We start from the raw sequence: 16,553 nt of genomic DNA on the forward strand, positions 1-16,553 counted from the left end.
CGCGACAGGGAAAAGGGCATAAATAAAGTGAAGCAAATAATTCGGGTGTCGGTCATTTTCTGCATATGGGTGATGGCCGGAAGCGGTCAAGTAATGGCCGGTACGGTTGTTAACTTATACGACGAGCAGCTGGCGGTGGAGTCTCAGTCGCGCGAAGTCTTGAAAGCAGCCGCAGCCGAGGCGCTAGAACGGGTTTTTGTGCGGGTCTCTGGGCGTCGAGATGTCGGTAGTAGCCCGTCTTTGGCTGCTGCACTGGCACAGCCGGAGCCTTTTATTACCCAATACCGCTACCAGCGGAGTAAAAGTGATGCGGGCGGCGATGTGCTGCAGCTCAGCCTTAGCTTCTCGCCGCGACAGGTCAATTCCGAGCTGCAATCGGCGGGTTTGCCGGTATGGTCTGCCAATCGTCCGGCAGTATTGGTGTGGTTGCTTGCTGACACCGTGGATGGTCGCCAATTTGTGGGTACCGACACTCAGGCGGAATTGCTCAGAGATTTGAAGGAAGTCGCCCAGCGTCGAGGCATAGTATTGCAATTGCCTCTGTTTGATTTGGCGGATTCGACCAATTTGAGCGCCGATGAACTTTGGCAAATGTCGGTGGACGATGTGCGTGCGGCATCGCAGCGGTATTCTGCGCCATTTGTGCTGATGGGCCGCGCTTCGCAGTTTTCGACTGGGCAGTGGGTGGCCAGTTGGGCGGTTTTGCAGGGTGATGAGATGATTCAGCTCGACAGCGAAGGCATGGATGGCCGAGATTTGCTGGCCGCGCCGGTGGACGCGTTAGCCGATCTGCAAGCATCAAAGTATTCGGTAGTGGCTGGCGGAGCGAGTAGTAGCGCAAATAGTTTAATTTATATTAGCGGTGTAAAAGACTTCGCAGCCTACGCTGACATGGTCACCTATTTAGAGGGCTTGGCTGTTGTTCAGCATGCCAATACCGTGTGGCTGTCCAGCAATGAGTTGATTCTTGAGCTGGTGCTTAATGACGATATGGAAAAGGTAAAGCGCTTCCTTAGCTTAGATGGCCGTTTGCTGGAAGAGTCGCCGGGGATGATGCAATCAAAATCTCCGCAAGCGGTGGCAGCGTATTATCGTTGGTCAGGTAGGCACTTGTGAGTAGTTTGCCTAAACCGGTTTGGGTCTTTGCCGGCCTTGGTGTTCTCGCTTTGGTCCTTCATTTATTGGGGCCAATTCTGATGCCATTTTTGCTGGCGGCGGTGCTTGCGTACATGGGTGACCCGCTTGCCGATCGGCTCGAAGCTAAGGGCATGGGCCGAACTTGGGCGGTGGTGACGGTGTTTGCTACCCTGAGTGTTGGCGGATTGGTGGTGTTGGCAATTACGGTGCCGCTGTTGATAGAGCAGCTGCAGTTGTTAATGGAGCGGCTGTACGATGGCCTGCGTTGGTTGCAGGCCACAGCCTTGCCCGCGCTGCGCCAATATTTGGATTTGCCTGGGCAATCTCAGCCAATGGACGCTGCGCGTGACGCGATAAGCAAGCATTGGGACAGTGCAGGGGGAATTCTCTTTTACCTCTGGGGTAAGGTTAGCGGCTCAAGTCTTGCCCTCCTTGCGTGGTTGGCGAACATCACTTTAGTGCCGGTGGTTAGCTTTTATTTGTTGCGCGACTGGGATGTGCTAATGGCGGCAATTCGCAATTTACTGCCAAGGTCAATAGAGGCGCGCACGGTGCTTATTGCCAGCGAGTGTGATGAAATTCTTGGCGCTTTTGCTCGCGGCCAACTATTGGTGATGTTGGCTTTGGCAGCCCTGTATACCGTGGGGCTGTGGATTGTGGGTTTAGATTTAGCCTTGGTGCTGGGTTTGGCTGCTGGTTTGGCGAGTATCGTTCCGTATCTTGGGGTTATTGTTGGTATTGGCGCCGCCGGTACGGCCGCATTTTTTCAGTTTGATAGCCTTTGGCCTCTTGCGGGGGTGGCGGCGGTATTTGGAGTGGGCCAGCTATTGGAATCGATGTTGTTAACGCCGATGTTGGTCGGCGAAAAAATAGGCCTGCATCCGGTGGTGGTGATATTTGCAATATTGGCTGGCGGCCAGTTATTTGGTTTTGTTGGAATTTTGCTGGCACTGCCTGTTGCCGCGGTTATTAAAGTGATGATTAATCATTTACACGCCTCTTATAAACAAAGTGGTTTCTATGGCGCGGTCACGGTGCTGACTGACGAGCAGGAGCTTGGGGATTAATGGCAAGTCAGCAACTGCCATTGGCGTTTAAGCTAGACAATGAAGCAACTTTTGATAATTTCTACGTGGCTGAAGAGCATCGCCTAGTGGTGAATCAACTGCGCTTGCAGGCCGCTGCCCAAGGTGAAAAGTGGGTTTATTTGGGGGGGGGCGTTGGGCGCAGTCATTTGCTGCAGGCGTGCTGTCATTTGGCCGAAGGCGCAGGTTTGTATGCCCGCTATATTCCATTGGCCGAGGTGGTGGATTATGAACCCGAGGCTTTGTTGGAAGGCTCTGAGTACCTTGATTTATTGTGTTTAGATGACTTAGACGCCGTGGTGGGGCGCGCCAATTGGGAGCGGGCGTTGTTTAATTGCTATAACCAGATGTTAACAACGGAATCGCGGATGCTGGTTGCATCGGCCAAGCCGCTAAGTCAGCAGGAGGTGGAATTACCTGATTTGCGTTCGCGCCTGCAGAGCTTTAGTGCTTATTTTTTGCACAGCTCCGACGAGGCGGCCAAGCTGGCTGCATTTCAGTTTCGGGCGGGGCTGCGAGGAATTACAATTTCTGACGCGGTGGCTGAATATATTTACATGCGTTGCCAGCGCGACCTTGCGAGTTTATTTGGAATATTGAATACTCTGGACCTGCTCAGTTTGGCTGAGCAACGCAAGCTCACTATTCCCTTTATAAAAAAGGCGATGGGGTGGTAAGTATTTTTGTCGTAAAACTGGTAATACGTATATTTGCGACTATTTTTAGCATAAGCATAGGGACGTGCTTGTTAACAGGTGTTCGGAGAACTTCATTCAACTAGAATGGCTGGGTGCTTAAAATGAGGGCTTGCGTGGTAAAATTACACAAAATCAGGCGTGCAAGCGTCAATGCCCATGTTATTCTGGACTCATGGCGTGCTTTCACGGCATAGCAAAGGAAGTTTCTAAAAAATGAAGGGGAGAGTTATGCGTAAATTTCTATTGAGTGCGGCAGTGGCTAGTTGCATGTTGCCTACTCTGGTCTCTGCTGCGGAGGAAGGTACTTGGTATTTGAACCCAGCCATCGGCCAGTACTTTTTTGACGGTTCTCGTGACTTGACCAGCACAGAAGTGGCGCTGTTTGGCGCTGAATATGTACTCAGCAAAGACTGGGGCGTTGAATTGCGTGGTTTGTACGCCGTTGCGGCAAGCGATCGCGATATTAAAGCGTTGGATCAAAAAATCCTTGGCAGCAGTGTTGATATGCTGCGCTATTTCAGCACTGACAGTAAGTTAACTCCTTATCTCGCTGGTGGTGTGGGTGTTATTGAATCAGATTTTGAAAATGGTCGCTACGACAGCCAGACTCAACTGAATGCTGGTGGCGGTGTTCGTTACGCCATCGATCAGCAGTGGTCTGTGCGTGGTGATGCGCGCATGGTTTATGGTACCGACCATGAAACTCAAGATAGTAATGTATCAATTGGTTTGAGTTATAACTTTGGTGGCTCACCCACGCCAGCACCTACTCCTATGCCTGTATCGAATGATTCCGATGCTGATGGCGTAGAAGATGGCGTTGACCAGTGCCCAGGTACGCCTGCTGGTGTTGCTGTGGATGCAAAAGGTTGTGCTTTGGATAAAGACGGTGACGGCGTGCCAAACTACCGTGACAAGTGTCCAAACACCCCAGCTGGTCGTCAGGTTGATAAATTCGGTTGCAAGTTCGTTCTTAAGCACACCGAAAGCCTCAAGCTGGAAATTAATTTCGCTAACGACTCAGATGCGATTCCAGTAGCCTATGCTTCAGAGCTGAAAAAGGTTGCTGACTTCATGACTAAGTTCAGCGGTATTAAAGCGGTTGTAGAAGGTCACGCCGATAGCGTTGGCGCTGCAGCGTATAACAAGCAATTGTCTCAGCGTCGTGCAGACGCAGTGCGCAACGCCTTGATTCGCGATTACAATATTGCGGAGAATCGTCTGAGTGCAGTGGGTTACGGTGAAGAGCGCCCAATTGCCGATAATAAAGCAGCGGATGGCCGTCGTGCTAACCGCCGTGTTATTGCGGTAATGGCGGCAGAGGTTGCTGAATAAACTTCAGCAAGCTAAATAAAAAAAGGGGCCTTCGGGTCCCTTTTTTTATGTCTGAAAAAACTGCTTTAGTGGTGGCGCGAAGGTGTTTAGAAAGACCTTAAGGCGGAGTTATCGTCTTGAAAAGAGGTTTGTTTTCGTGATTTTGACTGCAAGTGTATAGCTGGCATGGATCTTGTAGATCACCTGTATAGATAGCCATAAATCGAGCTGAATTCACCATTATGGTGCGCTTATTGGTGGCTTGTAATTATATGGATGCTCCTTAGTGGTGCGCCATAGTATTGGGGAGATATAGATGATCTTTGGCCGAAAACACCGTAAGCCAATAACCATAGTTGATAAAAAGGTTGTCGACTGGAAGTACGCAGTATGTGGCTACTGCTCCACTGGCTGCTCTATCGAGGTGGGCTTGAACGCCGAGGGTAAACCCGTGGCTAGCCGTGGCAAGGGCAATGCGCCGGTCAATCAAGGCAAGCTTTGCATTAAAGGTATCTTTGAACACGAGCTAAGCGTTACTCCGGGTCGCGGTACTGAGCCGTTGATGCGCAATAAGATATATGATCAGTTTCAGCCCGCGAGTTGGGATACTGCACTGGATAAAACCGCTGCAGAGTTTAAGCGTATTCAAGCGAAATATGGGCGTGATAGTGTCGCGGTTGTCTCGACTGGGCAGCTGCTTACAGAAGAATTTTATACTTTAGGTAAGTTGGTGCGTGGGGTCATTGGCACCAATAATTATGATGGTAATACCACTCTGTGCATGGCCTCTGCGGTATCGGGTTATAAACGCTCTTTTGGCGCAGATGGTCCGCCAGGTTGTTACGACGATTTTGAAAGCACCCACTGTTTGATGGCTTTTGGCTCTAATCTGCCAGAGCAGCACCCCATTATTTATTGGCGCTTAAAAGAAGCGCTGGAAAAACGTAAATTCCCACTGATCGTGGTAGATCCACGCGTCACCATGTTTGCTCAGTTTGCGGACATTCATCTGCCGATTACCCCTGGCACAGACCTAGTGTTATTGAATGCCCTAGCGCACGTGATCTTAGCGGAAGGGCTTCAAGATCAGGCTTATATCGAAGCCCACTGCAATGGCTTTGAGGAGCTGAAAGCGACGGTAGCCAAATACGATCCGGTCAGTGCCTCACGGATTTGCGGCATAGACGCCGACATGATTAAAAATGTGGCCAGAATTTATGCCAAAGCGCCATCGGCGATGAGTATCTGGACCATGGGCATTAACCAGAGCACCCACGGCACCGACGGTGTTTGTGGTATTAATAATCTCAATTTAATCACCGGCAATATTGGTATTCCTGGCGGCACCAGTCTGTCGATCACTGGTCAGTGTAATGCAATGGGCACGCGGGAGTGGTCGTCTTGCTCGGGCTTACCGGGTTATCGCGCCCTTGAAAAACAAGAACACCGTGATGAGGTCGCTAAATTTTGGGGTGTGGACGAAAGTTTCTTCCCAGCTAAGCGCGGCCTGCAGCAAACCGATATTTTCCCCGCTATTGAGTCCGGCGAGATTAAGGCTTTGTGGATAGTGGCCACTAATCCACTAACGTCGATGCCGAACCAACCGCGAATTAAGAAGGCGCTGGAAAAACTCGAGTTTATGGTGGTGCAAGACGGCTACAAAGACTGTGAGACGGTAAATTTTGCCCATGTGTATTTGCCAGGCGCGCTTTGGGGTGAAAAAGAAGGGGTGCAGACCAATACCGAACGTCGGGTTAATTTGGTGCGCAAATTTGTTGAGCCGCCGGGACAGTCCAAGCCAGATCACTGGATATTTAGTGAGCTGGCAAAGCGTTTTGAGCAGGGGCGGACGATGGTATTTCCCGAGACCACCTCTGAAATTTTTGACGAGATGAAACAGCTGTCTAAGGGTGACGGCCGTAATCTCGATATATCCGGCATGAGCCACGACTTAATTGAGGCTCAGCGTGGTATTCAATGGCCAATGCGCGAAGGTGCAGAAACCGGCGATCCGCGCTTATATAGCGACGGTATATTCCCCAGCCCGAATGGCAAGGCGAATTTGTTGGCGATGGATTATATCGAAGACAACGAAGTGCCCAGCGATAGCTACCCCTTCTGGCTGAATAGCGGCCGAGTGGTTGAGCATTTTCATACGCGTACTAAGACCGGCAAAATTGGTAATTTGAATAAGTTTAGCCCCACACCTTATATGGAGATGAATCCAGATTCTGCCCGTGAGCAGGGGGTTAAGCACCAGAGTTATGTGCGGCTAGTATCTAAGCGTGGCGATGCAGTGGTGATGGTTCAGCTCACGCAGCGAGTGCCTCACAATATGGTGTTTATTCCCATGCATTACCACGATTGTGTTAACCGCTTGTCACTGGGTTTACTCGATCCCTATTCACGGCAACCTGCCTTTAAGCAGTGTGCGGTGCGCATAGAGCAGATTGATCAAAAAGAAGCTGGGCGACTAAACGTTGAGCGTCGCGCCTACTGAATGGTGCGGGCGCTGCCCGCGCAGAACATCTTGTAGTTTGTCATATGGTTTTTAGAGTGTTTGTGGCTTTAGCGCCAATACGCTCGGCAAAGGGTCTTATATATGTGGAAAGTTAGAGACGATGAACCCAGTTACGCCTTTCTCAAGGAGCCAACGGCTCCTGAGGTAAATTATTACGAGGCGCCCATCGATCTTATTGCGCGTACTGGTGGGGCCTTGCCCGCTGGCCGCGAAATGTTTATTAATGAAGAGCCTGGCGTGGGTAATAACCCCAATCGTAATAAACAGCATGCATTTCATTTTACTGCCGATAATTGCATAGGCTGCCACGCCTGCGAAGCGGCCTGTAGTGAGAAAAACGACAATCCTGCGCATATCAGTTTCCGCTCTGTAGGCTATGTTGAAGGCGGCACCTACCCCGACTTCAAACGCATGAATATTTCCATGGCCTGCAATCACTGCGACGATCCGGTGTGTTTAAAAGGTTGTCCAACCCGCGCTTACACCAAGCATGTGGAATACGGCGCGGTGCTGCAAGATCCAGAAACCTGCTTTGGCTGCGGTTACTGCACTTGGGTCTGCCCTTATAACGCGCCGCAACTCGACCCAATCAAAGGTCAGGTGTCTAAGTGCAATATGTGTGTAGATCGCCTCGAGGTTAATTTAAAACCCGCCTGTGTGTCGGCGTGCTTGGGTAATGCACTTAATTTTGGTGTGGTCGATGATCTGCCGGAAAACCGCGAACAGGGTAAAACGAGTATTCCTGGCTTTCCCGATCCCGAGATCACCCACCCTAATATTCGCTTCCAGCAAATTCAAAATATGCCTGACGAAGTGACTCGCACCGATGGTATGTCGGTGAAATACCATAAGGGCGACGATGGCCAGTATCGGCCAGTGGTAGATCAGAAGAAAGGCGTTGAGAAGAAGTGGAGTCTCGGCAAACTTAGCTCTCGCGAAAATCCGCTGGTGATATTTACCTTGGTTAGCCAAACCTCGCTAGGCGCCTTTTTGTTGAGTTTCCTTGGCGCGCAGCTGGGTATCGACAGCATTATCGCCCTGCGTGACTCAGTGATGTACATCCCCTTTATGGCGGCAACAGTGGGTCTAGCTGGGCTGGGTATGCTGATGTCGGCGACTCACCTTGGTAAACCTTGGCGCTTTTATCGGGGCTTTAATAATTTACGTCATTCTCCTGTGTGTCGTGAAGGCTTGGGTATGCTGCTGTATATGGTATTTGCTGGAATACATTTATTAGCGATGCTACCTGAAAATACCGTGTTTATTTCTCTGTTTGGTACTTGGGGAACGTTCAGCGGTGTGGCAATCACTAGCGGTTATTTGGCGCTAATCGCCGGCGCGGTGGGGCTTTACTATATGTATCGCTGCTACCGTATCCCCGCGCGGCCGTTTTGGAATCACTGGCAGACCGGTAGCGCATTCTTAGGCACATCGCTTAGCTTGGGCAGTGTCGTGCTGGGCGCCGTTGGTGTGCCAACCTTGATGTTGATTGGCGCCGACGGCCTCGCAATGCTGAAATTGTGCCTTGCCGTCATGGTGATTGGTATTGCTTTAGAAGCCTTTGGATTGTGGCGTCATGGGGTGGCGATGGATAAGGGAAATAATGAAGGTAGTGTGTCGCACTATATTCAATGCACCTTGTTTGGCAAAAGCTATGCCCTGCGTAACCTACTATTACTGGGTAATCTGATTCTGGCGGCGGTGCTGCTCAGTGGCTCCGAGCTTGGGGTGCTGAACTTAATTGGTGGCGCGGTATTGTGCGGTTCTATATTAGCAACGGCGATAATTGGACGCTGCCTCTTCTATGTATTGGTAATACCCACAACCATGCCCGGCGCGTTCTTTTGGAAGAACAAAGATTTTGAAGAGCATGCACGAGACATCGGCTTGGCCAATATGCCCCAAGTTGGTGTGGTAGCGCACGCTCACTGAGGAGTGTTAGCTTAAGCTTAGCAAGCATAAGGGCAGCGTAGCTGCCCTTACTCGTTTTTTGTCCTCAGGTTGTTAGTGAGGCCCTATCGACAGGGCCAAAATCATGCTTAATTCCGCCATAGAGCGGCCGCTTTCCTGCTGCATTTCATTAAAGGCATGTTGTGCGATTTTAAGATCGCGCTGCGCAGTAAGCTGGCTTTTATCTATTAGCCCGACGCTAATCAGCGCGGTGCACACATCTTGGCTTAAAATAAAGGTGTCTTTGCCGCTGAAGCGCAAAAAATACTGGCCACTATTGCCGCCTAGGCGACTGCCATGTTTTTTAAGGTAGGCCCACAAACCGACAAGGTCCTCGCTGGGCCAGCTTGCTAAAAACTGGCCAAAGCTGCCGTGTTCTCGTTGAATGTCGAGAATAAACAGGGCGTTGTCTTGCACAGATTTAACTTTGGTTAAATTGCGTACAATGCGCCGGTCGCTGGCCATAGTTTCAATTTGTTCGGGAGAGCGCGAAGCAACCCAAATCGGCAGAAAGCCATTGAACACCTCCTCAAAGCCAGGCCATTTATTGGAAATAACCCGCCATACAAAACCCGCGCGAAACACACAGGCGGCCATCTCGGCTAAGTAGCGATGATCGGGAACAGCGTTTAATTCTTCAGTATTCAGGCTGCTGGGCAGCAGATCTTCAATCGCCGCGATACTACCGTGTTGAACAATTGCTCGTTCTAAAAATGTTTTATAAAGAGACTTCATATAAGACCTTGCTACGCGCTACCGCCAGCGCGCGGAGGTAATGCGCTCGCAGCCGTTTGGGATAGATCCATAATAAACATCGTAGCGGCGTAGCGGCAATAACATTTCTCCGCGTTACGTTAACTTCTTGAGCGTGCTGCTTTCATAAAATCGCCTTATTTCTGACATAAAACTGTCAGTGTTTTGTCGCAATTCCCCCGTAGTCTTTAGCGATTATTATTTTCGCAGTAATTCTGGAGGAAGCATGCAATTTAAGAAAACAGCATTATCTTGGGGGATTGCACTGGCAACGCCTCTGTTTTTGGCCGCCTGCGGTGGCGATGACAACAAAACTCACGCGGTGCAAAGCAGTGAAGCGAAAAGCTTTAACCGCATTGCGGTATATCCGGTATGCATGCAAGCGGATCCCACATGTAACAGCGATGACGCTACGGCCGCCGAAATTGTTGCTGCCAGCACCGACGGTATGACCCTTATTTACACCGACAGCCCCAAAGAGCAACTGGGTTTTGTCGATATCACCAATCCAGCAACGCCGACGGGCCTAGGTGTATTGCCGCTGGCCGGTGAACCAACCTCGGTGGCCGTTAAGGGCAATTACGCGCTTGTGGGCGTTAATACCAGCAGTGATTTTGTGAGTGTTTCCGGTTTACTGGTTGTTGTAGATATTGCCACCCGCAGCATAGTGCATTCTATTGATGTGGGTGGTCAGCCAGACTCGGTGGCGGTTAGCCCCGACGGTAGCTACGCAGCGGTAGTCATTGAAAATGAGCGTGACGAAGACCTTAATGATGGCGCCTTACCGCAAATGCCAGCAGGTAATTTGGTTATTGTGAAATTAACCGGCGAGCCAGCAGACTGGACCAGCAATACCGTTGACCTCGCTGGCTTGGCCGATTTGTACCCTACCGATCCTGAACCAGAATTTGTTGATATCAACGCCGATAATATTGCCGTTGTCTCAATGCAGGAAAACAACCACATTGTTTTAGTCGATCTTTCAGACGGTAGCATCGTTAATGAATTCAGCGCCGGCAGTGTCGACCTGACTGGAATTGATGCCAATGAAGATGATGTTATTACCCAGAATGAATCGCTCGACGATGTGTTGCGTGAACCCGATGGTGTGAGCTGGCTGTCTACTGAATACTTTGTCACCGCCAACGAAGGCGACCTCGACGGTGGTAGCCGCAGCTTTAGTGTGTTTAACACCGCCGGTGAAGTCGTTTATGAGGCAGGTAATACTTTAGATCAGCTCACCGCCCGCATTGGTCACTACCCAGAGTCTCGCTCCGAGAACAAAGGTAATGAACCAGAAAATGCTGAATACGGCGTATTTGGCGAAGATCAGTTGCTGTTTGTAAACTCCGAGCGCGCCAGTGTTGTGTTTGTGTACGACGTGGCTGACTACACCAAGCCGGTATTTAAACAAGTGCTTCCCGCTGGCGTGGGTCCAGAGGGCGCCTTGGCTATCCCTTCGCGCAATCTGTTGATTGCAGCTAGCGAGGAAGATAGCCGTGGCGATGTAATCCGCTCGGGCTTAAATATATACCAATATAGCACTGCGGCGGCTAGCTACCCGACCATCGTGTCTAACGATCGCGAGGATGGCTCACCAATATCGTGGAGCGCCTTGTCGGGCTTGTCTGCCGATCCATCTGACAGCAAGTTGGTTTACGCGGTAGACGATAGTTACTACAAGAAGAACCGCATTTTTACCTTAGATGTTAGCGCGCAGCCAGCGGTAATCACTGCGGAAACCCGTATTGTCGACACTAACGGTGTGCTCGCTACCTTGCCGTTGGGAACCTTGCCTGCGGGTACGGTGAACGAAGATAAGACCGTTAATATTGACCCCGAAGGTGTTGCCAAACTGGCAGACGGTAGTTTTTGGATTGCCTCTGAGGGCAAGGGCAGCCTAATTGATGGCCCTGTTAGCAGTATGAATGTACTGATTGAAACCGACGCAAATGGGGTGATCCAGCAGGCGGTAACTTTGCCCGCAGCGGTTAATTTACTGCAGCGCAATAATGGCTTTGAAGGGGTTGCCGAGCATGAAGGTAAGCTTTACGTCGCCTTCCAGCGCGCTTGGCAGACAGAGGATAAGGTGCGGATTGGTATTTACGACATTAATGCGCAAAGCTGGAGCTTCTTGTTTTATACGCTAGATGCCCCAGAATCTCAGAACGGTGGTTGGGTAGGCTTGTCGGAAATAACTGCCTTAGGCAATGGCGAGTTCGTGGTTATTGAGCGGGACAACCAAGGTGGGCCAGACGCAGTAATTAAACGTTTGTACAAGTTTGATACGACCGGTCTTGCCAATGGTGCCACGGTAAGCAAAACCCTCGTGCGCGATGTACTTGCCGATATGAAGGCAACGGGTGGTCTGGTTACCGAGAAAATTGAAGGTTTGGCGCTGCTGGAAAATGGCGATTTGCTAATGGTGAATGATAATGATGGCGTTGATGACAGCAATGGTGAAACGCAGTTATTAAACCTAGGTAAGTTATTTTAAAACTAAGTTCAATGCCGCTTAAAACCCGCCTTAGTGCGGGTTTTTTTTGTTTGTTTGATTGATACTTGTGAAGGCTAAAGCGGGGTCGCCATCCGGCGCTAATATTTTTTCTTGCAGACCGTTGTGATTTTTGTGTGTTGATATTCTTCGCTAGGCTGGCGAATACTTTAGTATATTAGCTGGAAATGGAATTGTCTGGTATTGGGATGGATCTCATATGCAGCTCAGAAAGCTTCGGTTGCGTCAATTAATCGCCATTACGATGGCCTTTAGCTTAAGCGCTTGCACAAATACGCGAATTTATCGGCCGGCGGTAAACAAACCTCTACCACTGCAGCTGAGTAATTCTTATCTGGTGTATTTTGTCAGCGGTAAACACGAAACTTCGGTTATTACTGCAATAACTGAACTTGGCTTTAGTGATAAAGCTGGGCACTCTCATCTTTTTTCTGAAGTAGACGAAGTCAAAGAGAAGGCGTTTAGTTTTCTAAAAACGACGGGGTTCGCTGCTGGGGTTTTAGTTGTGCTTGCCGCGATCGGTGCATATTTAGTAGGAAAAACGATTGAAGACGCTTTTGAGAAGGAGTGAGATTGCTGTGTGGAGTACCATAACGGTGGACTTAATTAACCACGTTATCTGCACCGGCCCTAGGAAAAATATTGCTCCACAATATCCTGCAATTTGTCTGCGTTAAGCGGCTTACTGCAATACGCAGATACAGCGGGGTGCGACTCTGCGCGCTCATGATCACTGGGGTTGACGGATGTTGATAAAATAATAATCACAGGTTGGCGTAAATCCTGGGGAACAATACCTTCATATCGATCAAGGAATTCCCAGCCATTAATGGCCGGCATATTGAGGTCTAAAAAAATGAGTTCGGGTAGCCGCTGCTTTAGTTTTATGGCGCTGCCAATGGTATTCAAGGCCTCGGCAGCGAGGGTGTAGCTGGTGACCGTTTTGCAGATACGCGCTTTTTCAATAATCATTTGGTGGTAGTAATTGTCAGCACTGCTGTCGTCAACCAAGATAATTTTTTCGAGCTTCGCGGTCATATCGATATCACCTTGGGTATAGTAAAGCAAAAGCGGCAGCCTTGGTTTAAAGCAGAATCTACCCAAATTTTGCCGCCGTGCAAATTAATAACTTTTTTACAATTAGCCAGACCAATACCGCTGCCGGGGTAGGTGTCTTGGCTGTGCAGGCGTTTAAATATCATAAAAATTTGGTCTATATACTCAGCCTCAATACCAATGCCATTATCACTGACAGTAAAACACCAGTCGCTTTTTTTATCTACACAGCTAATGTCAATTTGCAGAGGGGTGTCTGGTTTTCTGAATTTTAAGGCATTGCTAATCAGATTTTGGAAGAGAATGCGCAATTCGGTTTCATAGGCCGTTATCACCGGTAAACGACCTATCTTAATGTGGGTAGTGTCAGAATTAATGCCTGCATCTAAATCGGCAATGACCTTGCTAACAAGCGCTTCGCAGTTAACCGTAACCAGTTCTGGGGCTCTGCCTATCCGGCTGTAAGACATTAGCCCAAACACGAGCTTGCGCATCCGCTCGGCGGCTTCGCCAATAAAGTTTACCGACATTAAAACCCGTTCATTGGGTTCGCTACCCGACAGCTCTTCGCGCAGTAGATCGCTAAAATTGCTTAAAGTACGCAAGGGCTCCTGAAGGTCGTGAGATGCAGCAAAGGCAAATTGGGCTAATTCTTCGTTGGACGCTTCTAAGCGCAGGACCGATTTTTGTAATTGCTGCGCCTTGAGTTGATAGCCCTCAGACATGCGCTGTGCAAATCCCAGCGCGCGGCGATTGGCCCGCGAGAGTAATAGAAATAGGCTAAGCAACAGGAGGTCGACAAAAATACCGCCAATGAGTATTAAGGTGGGTTGAGTATTTTGAGTTTCTGCGCGAAATGCCTTGGTTGACCACACCTCGACCAGCCATTCCCGCCCATAAACCTCAATAGTGTAACTTTTTTTGAACAGTGGATTGGGGTCAAAGTAGGCTTCATCGCGATTGTTTTCATCGTATAGCGACTCGCCTTGGTCGCTAATGCGAATACCGACCTGGCGACGACTTTTCTCCAAGGTGCCACGCATCAGCTTATGAACAACGAAGGGGGCGTAAACCATGCCCTCAAATTGCGCGCGCCTGCTTTCTAGGCTACTAACCGCGTTAACAGGCGGAGGTTTGCGATAGAACGGTGCGTAAAACAAAAAACCTGGGGTTTTCTCGGCATCTTGTACCAAGACAATCGGACCGGTGATTTGCGCTTGGCCGGTATCGCGAGCCTTAAGCGCGGCGGTTAAACGATTAGTCTCGTGGGCAACATCAAGCCCGACCGCGGCCAGATTGTCTTTTTCTGGTTCTATATAGGTAATGGGGAGTAAGTAGCCATTGTTGTGCTGAGGGTGAATTTCATAATTAGCTCGGCTTTTGCGCTGCTCCACATAATAGCGATCTAAATCGCCCTTGCTTACCTTGTGAATTACGCCAATGCCGTTGATACCCTTGTATTTAATTGGCAAGTGCAGCGCGCTGGCAAATTCTTGCCATTGATGTCGGCTCATATTCCCATCGTGGGATTGGATGGTAGCAACTCCAGCCCACAGCGCATCTTCGTATTTCTGCAGACGCTCCGAAAGTAACGTAATACTTTGATCTGCTTCGCGGCTAAAGCGAGTCTCGATTTTGTCTTGCACTTGGTGGCGGGAATATTGCCATACACCAAGGGTTAGCAGGAGTGACAAGCTCACCACTAGCCAGTGGACCCAATGCAAACCGCCGGCCTTTTCCAAGGCTTGCTGTTCGGTGAGGATGGCACCTTGATCCTTTTCTGGTATTTGCTGTTCAGTCATAGTGTGGACAAATAACCTGTAGGAAATACTTGCCACCAATATCATAGCCAATGAGGGTGATGGCTTGTTTATTTATAGCATTTGGCCGCAGCTTAGCGGATGTTATTCAAATAGTTAATTCCTAGGGTCCGCGGCCCTGCGCCCAGCTTAGTCCACAGTATAGGTAGCTATGTCTGGCACTACTACTGTGTCGACTTAGTTATTGACGGCAACTACGTACAAGTACTGCAATAGCTAACGTCGTAACGAGGTTCGGGGAAAAATCGCGAGGCTATAAGGTTTTGAGTAGCCATGGTCATTATTGATGATGTGCAGCGCTTGGTGCGCCGGATGTTTACGCTGAGTATTAGTGCGAGCGGGCAAGGGTGGTTATAATGCCCACACGTTACAAGTTTTATTCAATTATTCGGAGCAGGGACCCTTTATGATCATCAAGCCTCGTGTACGTGGTTTTATGTGTGTAACAACTCACCCCAAGGGTTGTGAGGCCAATGTTAGTCAGCAAATCGATTATGTTAAAGCGCAGGGGCCAATTGCAGATGGTCCTAAGCGGGTGCTGGTAATTGGTGCCTCTACGGGATACGGCCTTGCTTCACGGATTACAGCCGCCTTTGGCGCTGGCGCCGCCACCTTGGGTATCTTCTTTGAGAAAGAAGGGATTGAAAGAAAGCCTGGCACCGCTGGTTGGTATAACTCGGCAGGCTTTCATAAATTTGCCGAGGCCGAAGGCCTGTATGCAAAGAGCATTAATGGCGACGCGTTTTCCGATGCCATTAAAGAAAAGACCATTGCGCAGATTAAAGCCGATCTTGGTCAGGTCGATTTAGTGGTGTATAGCTTGGCCTCGCCGCGTCGCCAGCACCCTAAAACAGGTGTGGTGTATAACTCTACCTTAAAACCGATTGGTAAAGATGTTACCCAGCGCGGCGTGAATACCGATAAAGAAACCATCGAAAACTTTACCTTGGCTGCGGCCAGCGACGAAGAGATAAGCAACACTGTTGCGGTAATGGGTGGTGAAGATTGGCAAATGTGGATTGATGCACTGGACGACGCCGGTGTACTGGCCGATGGTGCCAAGACTACCGCTTACACCTATTTAGGTGACCGTCTAACCTGGGATATCTACTGGCACGGCACGATTGGCGCAGCCAAGAAAGACCTGGATAAGCGCGTGATTAATATTCGCGAACGCCTCGCCGCCAAAGGTGGCGACGCACGGGTGTCGGTGCTTAAAGCGGTTGTTACCCAAGCTAGCTCGGCAATTCCGGTTATGCCTCTGTATTTGGCGCTGTTGTTTAAAGTCATGAAAGGCGATGGCAGCCACGAGGGCTGTATTGAGCAAGTTTACGGCCTGTTCAAAAATAGCCTGTATGGCAGCGAGCCAATTTGTGATGACGAGGGGCGTTTGCGGGCCGATGGCTTGGAAATGCGGCCTGAGGTGCAAGATGCGGTTGCCAAAATGTGGGAAGCCGTCACCACCGAAAATCTTCACGAGACCACTGATTTTAGCGGCTACAAACGCGAGTTCCTGCGCTTGTTTGGCTTTGAAATTGATGGCGTAGATTACGACGCTGATGTTAATCCAGAAGTGGCGATTAAAAACATGGTCTAATTTTGGCCCTGTTTGTTTAAAAAGGAAGCTGCGGCTTCCTTTTTTTATGCCCGTAGCATTTGCGGCAAGGCCCGCGCTGAGCTAGAGTGTGGCGGCTTTTTGCGTCG

General features: G+C 49.7%; 12 protein-coding genes. 9 read left to right on the forward strand and 3 right to left on the reverse strand.

Annotated elements, in window-relative coordinates; all coding sequences use genetic code 11:
- Nucleotides 1–27: 27 nt before the first annotated feature.
- The 6 genes from P1U47_RS07280 to P1U47_RS07305 all read left to right on the forward strand — a co-directional run bounded on the left by P1U47_RS07280 (nucleotide 28) and on the right by P1U47_RS07305 (nucleotide 8,687).
- On the forward strand, nucleotides 28–1,116 hold the full coding sequence (locus P1U47_RS07280; RefSeq protein WP_301028016.1) for a DUF2066 domain-containing protein: 1,089 nt from the start codon (nucleotides 28–30) through the stop codon (nucleotides 1,114–1,116).
- Nucleotides 1,113–2,204, forward strand: a complete 1,092-nt coding sequence (locus P1U47_RS07285) for an AI-2E family transporter (protein ID WP_301028017.1) — start codon at nucleotides 1,113–1,115, stop codon at nucleotides 2,202–2,204. The genes P1U47_RS07280 and P1U47_RS07285 overlap by 4 nt, the downstream gene beginning before the upstream one ends.
- Complete coding sequence (gene hda, locus P1U47_RS07290) at nucleotides 2,204–2,899, forward strand: DnaA regulatory inactivator Hda (protein ID WP_301028018.1); 696 nt, start codon at nucleotides 2,204–2,206, stop codon at nucleotides 2,897–2,899. The genes P1U47_RS07285 and hda overlap by 1 nt, the downstream gene beginning before the upstream one ends.
- Nucleotides 2,900–3,148: 249 nt before the next feature.
- Nucleotides 3,149–4,255, forward strand: coding sequence for an OmpA family protein (locus tag P1U47_RS07295; protein WP_301028019.1), 1,107 nt, complete (start codon nucleotides 3,149–3,151; stop codon nucleotides 4,253–4,255).
- Nucleotides 4,256–4,550: 295 nt separating this feature from the next.
- A complete protein-coding gene (locus P1U47_RS07300) occupies nucleotides 4,551–6,734 on the forward strand; it encodes a molybdopterin oxidoreductase family protein (protein ID WP_301028020.1) in 2,184 nt (727 codons plus the stop codon).
- A gap of 102 nt (nucleotides 6,735–6,836) precedes the next feature.
- A complete protein-coding gene (locus P1U47_RS07305) occupies nucleotides 6,837–8,687 on the forward strand; it encodes a DmsC/YnfH family molybdoenzyme membrane anchor subunit (protein WP_301028021.1) in 1,851 nt (616 codons plus the stop codon).
- 72 nt (nucleotides 8,688–8,759) lie between these two features.
- On the opposite strand, the gene P1U47_RS07310 is transcribed toward P1U47_RS07305, so the two are convergent.
- Nucleotides 8,760–9,440 carry a DNA-3-methyladenine glycosylase I gene (locus P1U47_RS07310; RefSeq protein WP_301028022.1) on the reverse strand — a complete coding sequence of 227 codons (681 nt, stop codon included), beginning with the start codon at nucleotides 9,438–9,440 and terminating at the stop codon, nucleotides 8,760–8,762.
- Between the two features lie 244 nt (nucleotides 9,441–9,684).
- Between P1U47_RS07310 and P1U47_RS07315 the strand changes: the two genes are divergently transcribed.
- Nucleotides 9,685–11,955 carry an esterase-like activity of phytase family protein gene (locus P1U47_RS07315; RefSeq protein ID WP_301028023.1) on the forward strand — a complete coding sequence of 757 codons (2,271 nt, stop codon included), beginning with the start codon at nucleotides 9,685–9,687 and terminating at the stop codon, nucleotides 11,953–11,955.
- A 238-nt stretch (nucleotides 11,956–12,193) separates the two neighbouring features.
- Entirely contained in the window at nucleotides 12,194–12,544 is a 351-nt protein-coding gene (locus P1U47_RS07320; protein ID WP_301028024.1) for a hypothetical protein, read from the forward strand.
- 59 nt (nucleotides 12,545–12,603) lie between these two features.
- Here P1U47_RS07320 and P1U47_RS07325 read toward each other — a convergent pair whose 3' ends face one another.
- Nucleotides 12,604–13,011, reverse strand: a complete 408-nt coding sequence (locus P1U47_RS07325; protein WP_301028025.1) for a response regulator — start codon at nucleotides 13,009–13,011, stop codon at nucleotides 12,604–12,606.
- Nucleotides 13,008–14,831 (reverse strand): CHASE domain-containing protein, encoded by a 1,824-nt coding sequence (locus tag P1U47_RS07330; protein ID WP_301028027.1) that lies wholly within the window; start codon nucleotides 14,829–14,831, stop codon nucleotides 13,008–13,010. The genes P1U47_RS07325 and P1U47_RS07330 overlap by 4 nt, the downstream gene beginning before the upstream one ends.
- A gap of 424 nt (nucleotides 14,832–15,255) precedes the next feature.
- On the opposite strand from P1U47_RS07330, the gene fabV reads away from it, so the two are divergent.
- Complete coding sequence (gene fabV / locus P1U47_RS07335; RefSeq protein WP_301028028.1) at nucleotides 15,256–16,446, forward strand: enoyl-ACP reductase FabV; 1,191 nt, start codon at nucleotides 15,256–15,258, stop codon at nucleotides 16,444–16,446.
- Nucleotides 16,447–16,553: the final 107 nt, after the last annotated feature.

Origin of the sequence: Zhongshania sp. (genome assembly GCF_029212375.1) — a bacterium.
Classification (GTDB): Bacteria; Pseudomonadota; Gammaproteobacteria; order Pseudomonadales; family Spongiibacteraceae; genus Spongiibacter.